The sequence below is a fragment of the Hydrogenophaga sp. genome (assembly GCF_022844385.1).
Lineage (GTDB): Bacteria > Pseudomonadota > Gammaproteobacteria > Burkholderiales > Burkholderiaceae_C > Hydrogenophaga.
This window is the reverse complement of sequence record NZ_JALHLX010000136.1, coordinates 1-8671: the sequence shown is the minus strand read 5'-3', so window position 1 is coordinate 8671 and position 8671 is coordinate 1. Positions and strand designations below refer to the sequence as shown.

The 8671-nt window shown below is 65.2% G+C and carries 7 protein-coding genes; 3 read left to right on the top strand and 4 right to left on the bottom strand.

Features of this window, described 5'->3' with window-relative positions; all coding sequences use genetic code 11:
- Positions 1–1895, bottom strand: a 1895-nt coding sequence (gene acs / locus Q0C59_RS16795) for an acetate--CoA ligase (RefSeq protein WP_291217642.1), incomplete at its 3' end; no start/stop codon positions are given.
- Between the two features lie 213 nt (positions 1896–2108).
- Here acs and Q0C59_RS16790 point away from each other — a divergent pair.
- Positions 2109–2645 carry a TIGR00645 family protein gene (locus Q0C59_RS16790; RefSeq protein WP_291217640.1) on the top strand — a complete coding sequence of 179 codons (537 nt, stop codon included), beginning with the start codon at positions 2109–2111 and terminating at the stop codon, positions 2643–2645.
- A gap of 55 nt (positions 2646–2700) precedes the next feature.
- On the opposite strand, the gene fumC is transcribed toward Q0C59_RS16790, so the two are convergent.
- Complete coding sequence (fumC, locus tag Q0C59_RS16785; RefSeq protein ID WP_291217638.1) at positions 2701–4086, bottom strand: class II fumarate hydratase; 1386 nt, start codon at positions 4084–4086, stop codon at positions 2701–2703.
- Positions 4087–4209: 123 nt separating this feature from the next.
- Here fumC and Q0C59_RS16780 point away from each other — a divergent pair, with 123 nt between their 5' ends.
- Together Q0C59_RS16780 and murI are read left to right on the top strand one after the other, a co-directional pair.
- A complete protein-coding gene (locus Q0C59_RS16780) occupies positions 4210–5763 on the top strand; it encodes a fumarate hydratase (RefSeq protein WP_291217636.1) in 1554 nt (517 codons plus the stop codon).
- Positions 5760–6560 (top strand): glutamate racemase, encoded by an 801-nt coding sequence (gene murI / locus Q0C59_RS16775; protein ID WP_291217634.1) that lies wholly within the window; start codon positions 5760–5762, stop codon positions 6558–6560. Before Q0C59_RS16780 ends, murI begins: the two co-directional genes overlap by 4 nt.
- On the opposite strand, the gene Q0C59_RS16770 is transcribed toward murI, so the two are convergent.
- Together Q0C59_RS16770 and Q0C59_RS16765 are read right to left on the bottom strand one after the other, a co-directional pair.
- A complete protein-coding gene (locus Q0C59_RS16770; protein ID WP_291217632.1) occupies positions 6549–7865 on the bottom strand; it encodes an MFS transporter in 1317 nt (438 codons plus the stop codon). The two genes, murI and Q0C59_RS16770, sit on opposite strands and share 12 nt — an antisense overlap.
- Before the next feature lie 89 nt (positions 7866–7954).
- Positions 7955–8578 carry a DUF6806 family protein gene (locus Q0C59_RS16765; protein ID WP_291217629.1) on the bottom strand — a complete coding sequence of 208 codons (624 nt, stop codon included), beginning with the start codon at positions 8576–8578 and terminating at the stop codon, positions 7955–7957.
- Positions 8579–8671 lie beyond the last annotated feature (93 nt).

Sequence of the window (8671 nt, the reverse complement as noted above, 5' to 3'; positions counted from 1 at the left end):
CGCATGATCTTGCCGCTGCGGGTCTTGGGCAGGTTGTCGCCGAAACGGATGTCCTTGGGCTTGGCGATCGGGCCGATTTCCTTGCCCACCCAGTCGCGCAGGATCTTGGCGATGGCCTTGGCCTCTTCGCCGGTGGGGCGCGAGCGCTTGAGCACCACAAAGGCCACGATGGCCTCGCCCGTCAGATCGTCGGGGCGGCCCACCACGGCGGCTTCGGCCACCAGATCGGTCTTGCTCACCAGGGCCGACTCGATCTCCATCGTGCCCATGCGGTGACCCGAGACGTTGAGCACGTCGTCGATCCGCCCGGTGATGCGGAAGTAGCCACGATCGGCGCTGCGCACCGCGCCGTCGCCGGCCAGGTAGTAGCCCTTGAGTTCTTCGGGGAAATAGCTTTTCTTGAAGCGCTCCGGATCACCGTAGATGGTGCGGATCATCGAAGGCCAGGGCTTCTTCACCACCAGGATGCCGCCCGAACCGTGGGGCACGTCCAGACCGGCTTCGTCCACGATGGCCGCGGCGATGCCAGGGAGCGGCAGCGTGCACGAGCCCGGTACCAGTGGCGTGGCGCCCGGCAGCGGCGTGATCATGTGGCCGCCGGTCTCGGTCTGCCAGAAGGTGTCCACGATCGGGCAACGCTCGCCGCCCACGTGTTTGTAGTACCACATCCAGGCTTCGGGGTTGATGGGTTCACCCACCGAACCGAGCAGGCGCAGGCTCGACAGATCGGAGCGAGCGGGATGCACCTTTTCGTCGCCCTCGGCCGCCTTGATCAGCGAACGGATCGCCGTGGGCGCGGTGTAGAAGATGGTGCACTTGTGCTTCTCGATCATCTGCCAGAAGCGGCCGGCGTTCGGGTACGTGGGCACGCCTTCGAACACGATCTGCGTGGCGCCTGCGGCCAGCGGGCCGTAGGTGACGTAGGTGTGGCCAGTGATCCAGCCGATGTCGGCGGTGCACCAGAAGATGTCGTCGGCCTTCAGGTCGAAGGTCCAGTTCATGGTGAGGTTGGCCCACAGCAGATAGCCGCCGGTGCTGTGTTGCACACCCTTGGGCTTGCCGGTGGAGCCGGAGGTGTAGAGCACGAACAGCGGGTGCTCAGCGCTCACCATTTCGGCCGGGCACACGTCGGACTCGGTGGCCATCACGTCGTGCATGAAGCTGTCGCGCCCTGCAACCATGTTGCAGGCGGTGGGCGTGCGCTGGAACACGATCACGTTCTTGATGCACTCGCAGCCGCCCATGGCAATGCCGTCATCGACGATGGACTTGAGCGGCAGCTCCTTGCCACCGCGCAGCTGGTAGTTGGCGGTGATCACGGCCACGGCGCCCGCGTCCTGGATGCGCTCTTGCAGCGCCTTGGCCGAGAAGCCGCCGAACACCACGCTGTGGGTGGCGCCGATGCGCGCGCAGGCCTGCATGGCCACCACGCCTTCAACCGTCATGGGCATGTAGATGACGACGCGGTCGCCCTTTTTCACGCCGCGCGCCTTGAGCGCGTTGGCAAAGCGCGAGACCTTGGCCAGCAGCTCCTTGTAGGTGACCTTGGTGACCTCGCCGCCGTCGGCTTCAAAGATGATGGCGGTCTTGTTCTCGACCGGCGTGCCCATGTGGCGGTCCAGGCAGTTGTACGAGGCGTTGAGCTCACCATCCTCGAACCACTTGTAGAACGGCGCGTTCGACGAATCCAGCGTTTTGGTGAAAGGCTTGTGCCAGGTCAGCGTCTCGCGGGCCAGACGGGCCCAGAAGCCTTCGAAGTCCTTGTCGGCCTCGTCGCACAGTGCCTGGTAGGCCGCCATGCCCGAGACCCGGGCAGCCTGGACTGTGGCTGCGGAGGGTTCAAAAACACGGTTTTCGACCAGGGTGGATTGGATGGACGTCGACGGTGTGGACATGGGCAGTCTCCTCAGATGTTGTGGATTCGGGTCAGCCATTGACTGTGGGCACAGGCTCTTACGAGCCACTTACATGACACGCAGACTCCCATTGGGACAGCCTCCCACGGCGGCAGGACATCGGTACAAACCCGGGTGCGACTGCCTTGCCAACCTGCAAGACGCCGTCCTTGCCGCCGCCCGCCCCGGGCGCACAGCGCATCGCCCTCCCTCATGACCGACCCTGTCAAAACCCCCGCCCCGATCCGCGCCCTGCCCAACCTGATCTGTGCCAGTCGCTGGCTGCAGTTGCCGCTCTACATCGGTCTGATCGCGGCCAAATGTGTCTACGTCTTTCACTTCTGGGTGGAGTTGGTGCACCTGCAGGAAGCCGCCTTCGGCAGCCAGATCGCACTCGACAAACTCATCAGCAGCATCCGCTACAAGCCCGATGTGCAACTGACCGGCCTCAACGGAACGGTGATCATCGGCGGGTACGAGACCTTCGTGAGCCGCATGCACCTGGAGAACCACCCCGACCAGCCCGAATGGCTGAGCCATGTGAACGCGTCGTTGCTCAAGGTGAAACTGGCCACCGCCATCATCGGCATCAGCTCCATCCACCTGCTCAAGACCTTCATCAACGCCGCCAATTACACCGAGCAGGTGCTGATGTGGCAGACCATCATCCACGTGGTCTTCCTGCTCAGCGCCATGGCGATTGCCATGACGGACAAGCTGATGCAGCCCCCGCCGGGCAGCAAGCACTGAGAGCTGCAGCAGCCGGAAAGAGCGGCCTTCACGGTCGCCCTTTTTCGCCTGTGCGTCAGCGCCCGACCATGTCCTCAGGGCGCACCCACAGGTCGAACTGTTCGGCCGTGACATGCCCGGAAGCGAGGGCCGCTTCGCGCAAGCTGGAGCCTTCCATGTGCGCCCGCTTGGCAATCTGCGCGGCCTTGTCGTAGCCGATGTGCGGGTTGAGCGCAGTCACCAGCATCAGCGAGCGCTCCACCAGTTCCTTGATGCGTTCGCGGTTGGGCGTGATCCCCACGGCACAGTGGTCATTGAAGCTCTTCATGCCGTCGGCCAGCAGGCGCACGCTCTGCAGGAAGTTGTGCGCCACCATGGGACGGAACACATTGAGCTCGAAGTTGCCCGACGCGCCCCCGATGTTGATGGCGACGTCGTTGCCCATGACCTGGGCGCAGAGCATGGTCACGGCTTCGCTCTGTGTGGGGTTGACCTTGCCCGGCATGATGGACGAGCCCGGCTCGTTCTCGGGAATGCTGAGCTCACCAATGCCGCTGCGCGGTCCGCTGGCCAGCCAGCGCACATCGTTGGCGATCTTGTTCAAGCTGGCGGCCAGGGTCTTGAGGGCGCCGTGGGCGTGCACCAGGGCATCGACACTGGCCATGTTTTCGAACTTGTTGGGCGCGGTCACGAAAGGCAGGCCGGTGAGACGCGCCAGCTCGGCTGCAACGGCCACCGCGTAACCAGGAGATGCGTTCAGCCCGGTGCCCACCGCCGTGCCACCCAGCGCTAGCTCGCACAGGTGCGGCAAGGCATCGCGCACATGCCTTTCGCTGTTCGCGAGCTGCGCCACCCACCCTGACATCTCCTGACCCAGTGTCAGGGGCGTGGCGTCCTGCAGGTGCGTGCGGCCGATCTTCACGATGTCGGTGAACTCGGCGGCCTTCAGCGCCAGGGTGGTTCGCAGCAATGCCAGCGAAGGCAGCAGCCGGTGCACGATCGCGTCCACCGACGCCACGTGCATGGCGGTGGGAAACACGTCGTTGCTTGACTGGCTGCGGTTCACATCGTCGTTGGGGTGCACCAACCGGCCCTCGCCGCGCTCCCCGCCCAGCAGTTCGCTGGCCCGGTTGGCCAGCACCTCGTTGAGGTTCATGTTGGTCTGAGTACCAGAACCGGTTTGCCACACCACCAGCGGGAACTCGGCTTGGTGCTGCCCGGCAATCACCTCGTCGGCCGCGGTCACGATGGCTCCGGTCTTGTTCTCGTCCTGCAGGCCCAGTGCGTGATTCACCACGGCCGACGCACGTTTGACCTGCGCCAGCGCCCGGATCAATTCGCGCGGCTGGCGCTCGCCCGAGATGTCGAAGTTCTGCAGCGAGCGCTGCGTCTGCGCGCCCCACAGCCGCTCGGCGGGCACGGCGACCTCGCCCATGGTGTCGCGTTCTATCCGGGTCTTCATGGCGCTCTCCTGTGTCAGCCGGCGTTGGGACGACCTGTCAAAATACCGGCTGGCCCACCGTAGCAGACTGTGCACCCGTGCGGCCCCCGGCAACAGACCCCAGACACCAACTCCCCCACCGCCATGACCACGAGCATCCGCCAGAACGACCTGATCGAATCCGTCGCCGCCGCCCTGCAGTACATCAGCTACTACCACCCGGCCGACTACATCGCCCACCTCGCCCGCGCCTACGAGCGTGAGCAAAGCGCCGCCGCCAAGGACGCCATTGCGCAGATCCTGACCAACAGCAAGATGAGCGCCACCGGCCACCGTCCGATCTGCCAGGACACCGGCATCGTCAACGTGTTCCTCAAGGTCGGCATGAACGTGCGGCTTGACGGGTTCACCGGCAGCCTGGAAGACGCCATCAACGAAGGCGTGCGCCAGGGCTACAACCACCCCGACAACCAGCTGCGCGCCTCGGTCGTGGCCGACCCGCAGTTCGCCCGCAAGAACACCAAGGACAACACCCCCGCCGTGATCTTCACCGAGCTCGTGCCCGGCGACACCGTGGAAGTGACCGTGGCGGCCAAGGGCGGCGGCAGCGAGAACAAAAGCAAGATGATCATGCTCAACCCCGGCGACTCGGTGGTTGACTGGGTGATGAAAACCGTGCCCACCATGGGCGCGGGCTGGTGCCCGCCGGGCATGCTGGGCATCGGCATCGGCGGCACCGCCGAGAAGGCCGTGCTGATGGCCAAAGAGAGCCTGATGGACGACATCGACATGTACGAGCTGCAGGCCAAGGCGTCCAAGGGCGAGAAGCTCACGCAGGTGGAAGAACTGCGCCTGGAGCTCTACGAGAAGGTCAACGCCCTGGGCATCGGCGCGCAGGGGCTGGGTGGCCTCACCACCGTGCTCGACATCAAGATCAAGATGTACCCCACACACGCGGCCAGCAAGCCCGTGGCCATGATCCCCAACTGCGCCGCCACGCGCCACGCGCACTTCGTGCTCGACGGCAGCGGCCCGGTGTACCTGGAAGCGCCCAGCCTGGACCTGTGGCCGAACGTGAACTGGGTGCCCGATACCCAGAAAAGCCAGCGCGTGGACCTGAACAAGCTGACCAAGGCCGAGGTGGCGAGCTGGAAGCCCGGCCAGACGCTGCTGCTCAACGGCAAGATGCTCACCGGCCGCGACGCCGCGCACAAACGGATCCAGACCATGCTCGCCCAGGGCGAGAAGCTGCCGGTGGATTTCACCAACCGCGTCATCTACTACGTGGGCCCGGTCGACCCGGTGCGCGATGAGGCCGTGGGCCCGGCCGGTCCCACCACCGCCACCCGCATGGACGGCTTCACCGACATGATGCTGGAGCAGACGGGCCTGATCGCCATGATCGGCAAGGCCGAGCGCGGTCCGGTCGCCATCGAATCCATCAAGCAGCACAAGAGCGCCTACCTGATGGCCGTGGGCGGCGCCGCCTACCTCGTGTCCAAGGCCATCAAGCACGCCAAGGTGGTGGGCTTCGAAGACCTGGGCATGGAAGCCATCTACGAATTCGACGTGGTCGACATGCCGGTGACGGTGGCGGTGGATTCGGGCGGCACCAGCGCCCACATCACTGGCCCGGCCGAGTGGCAGAAGCGCATCGCCACTGGCGAATTCAAGGGCATCAGCGTCGCCGCCGCTTGAATACCGTCGGGGTGTTCGACAGCGGGGTCGGCGGCCTGAGCGTGCTGCGCGCCCTGCTGGCCGAGCTGCCCGGGGTGCGCTTTGTCTATGTGGCCGACAGCGCGTATGCGCCCTACGGCGAGCGCACCGTCGCCGAGGTCACCGAACGATCGGAACGCATCACCACCTGGCTGCGCCACACCCACCACATCGATGCGCTGGTGGTGGCCTGCAACACCGCCACCGCGCTGGCCATCGACAGCCTGCGCGCCACCCACCCCGACCTCCCCATCGTGGGCGTGGAGCCGGCGCTCAAGCCCGCCGCTGCGATGAGCCACACGCGCCACATCGGCGTGCTGGCCACGCGCGGCACGCTCAACAGCGAGCGGTTCGCGCGCCTGCGCGCGCAGCTGGAAAGCGTGGCCTCCAGCCCTCTGCATTTCATCTGCCAGCCTTGCGACGGCCTGGCCGACGCCATCGAACGCGACGACCTGCAGACTCAGCAGGCATTGTGTGAACGCTACGTGACAGCACTGCGCGACAAGGCCCCAGGCGACATGGACACCGTGGTGCTGGGGTGCACGCACTACCCTTTTGCAGCCGACGCCATGGCGCAGTTGCTGGGGCCGGGCGTGGCGTTGATCGACACCGGCGAAGCGGTGGCACGCCGCACGCGCGACGTTCTGAACATGTCCGGAACGAATGACACCGCCGCAAGAGCACCGGTACTGGTGTCCACCGGCGATCCCACCACGCTCTCGTTGGCCGCCCGGCGATGGCTCGGCCTGCCAACCTGCGCAGAAAAACTAGTGACCTGAAGCGTTCGCCGGCTGAAGCGCCGCCTCCCGACCCCGCTTCATGTTGACCGGGATCAGCAACAACAACCCGATCACGAACAGCACGGCGGTGGACCCGATGGCCAGGCGCTGGTTGCCCCCGGTCATCCAGGTGATGGCTCCGTAGCTCAGCGGTCCGATGATGCTGGCCACGCGGGTGGCGAACGTCCAAAGGCCAAAGAACTCGGCCAGCTGCGCCGGCGGCGCCAGCATGCCGGCCATGGCGCGACCCGACGACTGGCTCGACCCCATGCACACGCCAGCAATGGCGGCGGCGTACCAGAAGCCGCCCTTGGTCGTGGTGATGGCCGCGATGACGCAGGTGGCGACCCAGCCCACCAGTGTGATGCCCAGCGCCAGCTTGTGGCCCAGGCGGTCCTGCCAGTAGCCGAAAGCAAACGCGCCCACCATGGCCGCGATGTTGAGCACGAAGATCAGCACCATGGTTTCCTGCTGAGCGAAGCCGATCACCTGCTCGGCGTAAATCGCCGCCAGCGTGATCGCCACCGCCACGCCACCCTGGTAGGCCGTGGCGCAGGCCAGCAGCCACATGAAGTCCTGGTAACGCCTGGCCTGCTGAAACGTGCTGCGCAGTTGCCTGAACGACTGGCGCCATGCGGAACCTGTCTTCAAGCTGGTCTGAGGCTTTGCGCGTTCACGCAGCAGAACCAATGTGAACAAGGACGCCAGCGCAAACACCGCCGCAGTGATCAGCATGGTCACCGGCACAAACTCGGCCGCCTTCTGCCCTTGCGCTTGCGCCCACAACACATAAGCCAAGCTCAGGCCCAGCGCCAGCATGCCGCCGCAATAGCCCAGGCTCCAGCCCCAGCCGCTGACCCGCCCCATGGCTTGAGGACGCGCAAGTTCGGGCAGGAAGGCCGCCACCAGGGACTCGCCCCAGGCAAAAAACACGTTGGACACCACGATGAGCAGCATGGCCAGCACGACCGCACCCGGCCCCACCAGCGCCAGAGCCGCCGTGGCCAGCACGCAGCCTGCGGTTGTGAACATCAGGAGCCGCTTCTTCGCAGCATGCTGGTCGGCCCAGGCGCCCATGGCCGGAATGGTGAACATCACGATCAGGTGCGACAGGCTCAAGGCCGCAGTCCAGGCGAACGCGGCCCACTCGGCACCATCGGCCACGGCACCCACAAAGTAGGCGGCAAACACCGCGGTCAACACCACGGTGGTGTAGCCCGAGTTCGCAAAGTCGAACATCGCCCAGCCGAACACCTCGCGCTTGCGCACACCAGGGTTCAGGGCATCGGTGGAAAAGAGGGACATGAGCGCTCCGGGCAGCGGAAGCAGGTGTCCGCCGAGAAGCGCAGTCTAGGGCCTGGGCAAGTCAGGGCAGGGAAAGGCCCAGCCGGATCTCAGTGCAAATGACGCGGCTTGCGCGGCCCACCATGGCCCGACTGGCCGCCGTATCCACGCGGAGGTTTACCCAACTGCATGGAATTCACCAGCGCGTCGAAGCGCTGGGTGAAGAGCTTGTCGATTGAGCTCACCACGTCGCCCAACTCGGATGCGTCGAAGTGACGCTCCATGATGTGCAGCACATCCTGCACCAGCAGGTCGCGCTGGACCTGCATGATGGCCGCAGGCGTGGGACCCACAAAGCACATCAGGAAGTCGTCGCGCGCTTCCTCCTCGGAGGACTCATCTTCCTCATCGAACTCGGCGTCGTAGAACGAAACCTCCAGCGGCGCGCCGGTGGACGCAATGTCGTTGAGGCCCATGCAGGCTTCTTCAATCACCTGTCGGAAATCCTCATCACCGGGAACAGTCCAGCAGATCTGCAAGACATGGGATTCGGCATCAAAACGGATACCCGGCTCGTCTTCATAACTGCTCTCGGCCGCCGCCGCCAACGACTTGGCGCCAGCGTAGACCCACAAAGGTTTGAGTGCGTCCTGGATCTGGGCAAAGACCACGTCTTCGCGCAGAGGCACATCTCCATGCACGTGGATTTCGAAGGGCGCGTTGTATCGGGTCATGAAAACTCACTGTACCGGCGAAACCGGAAAAAACCTAGCCTGGTGCCTCGAACCGGGGTCGAACCGGTACGCTCCCTTTCGGGATGGCGGCGG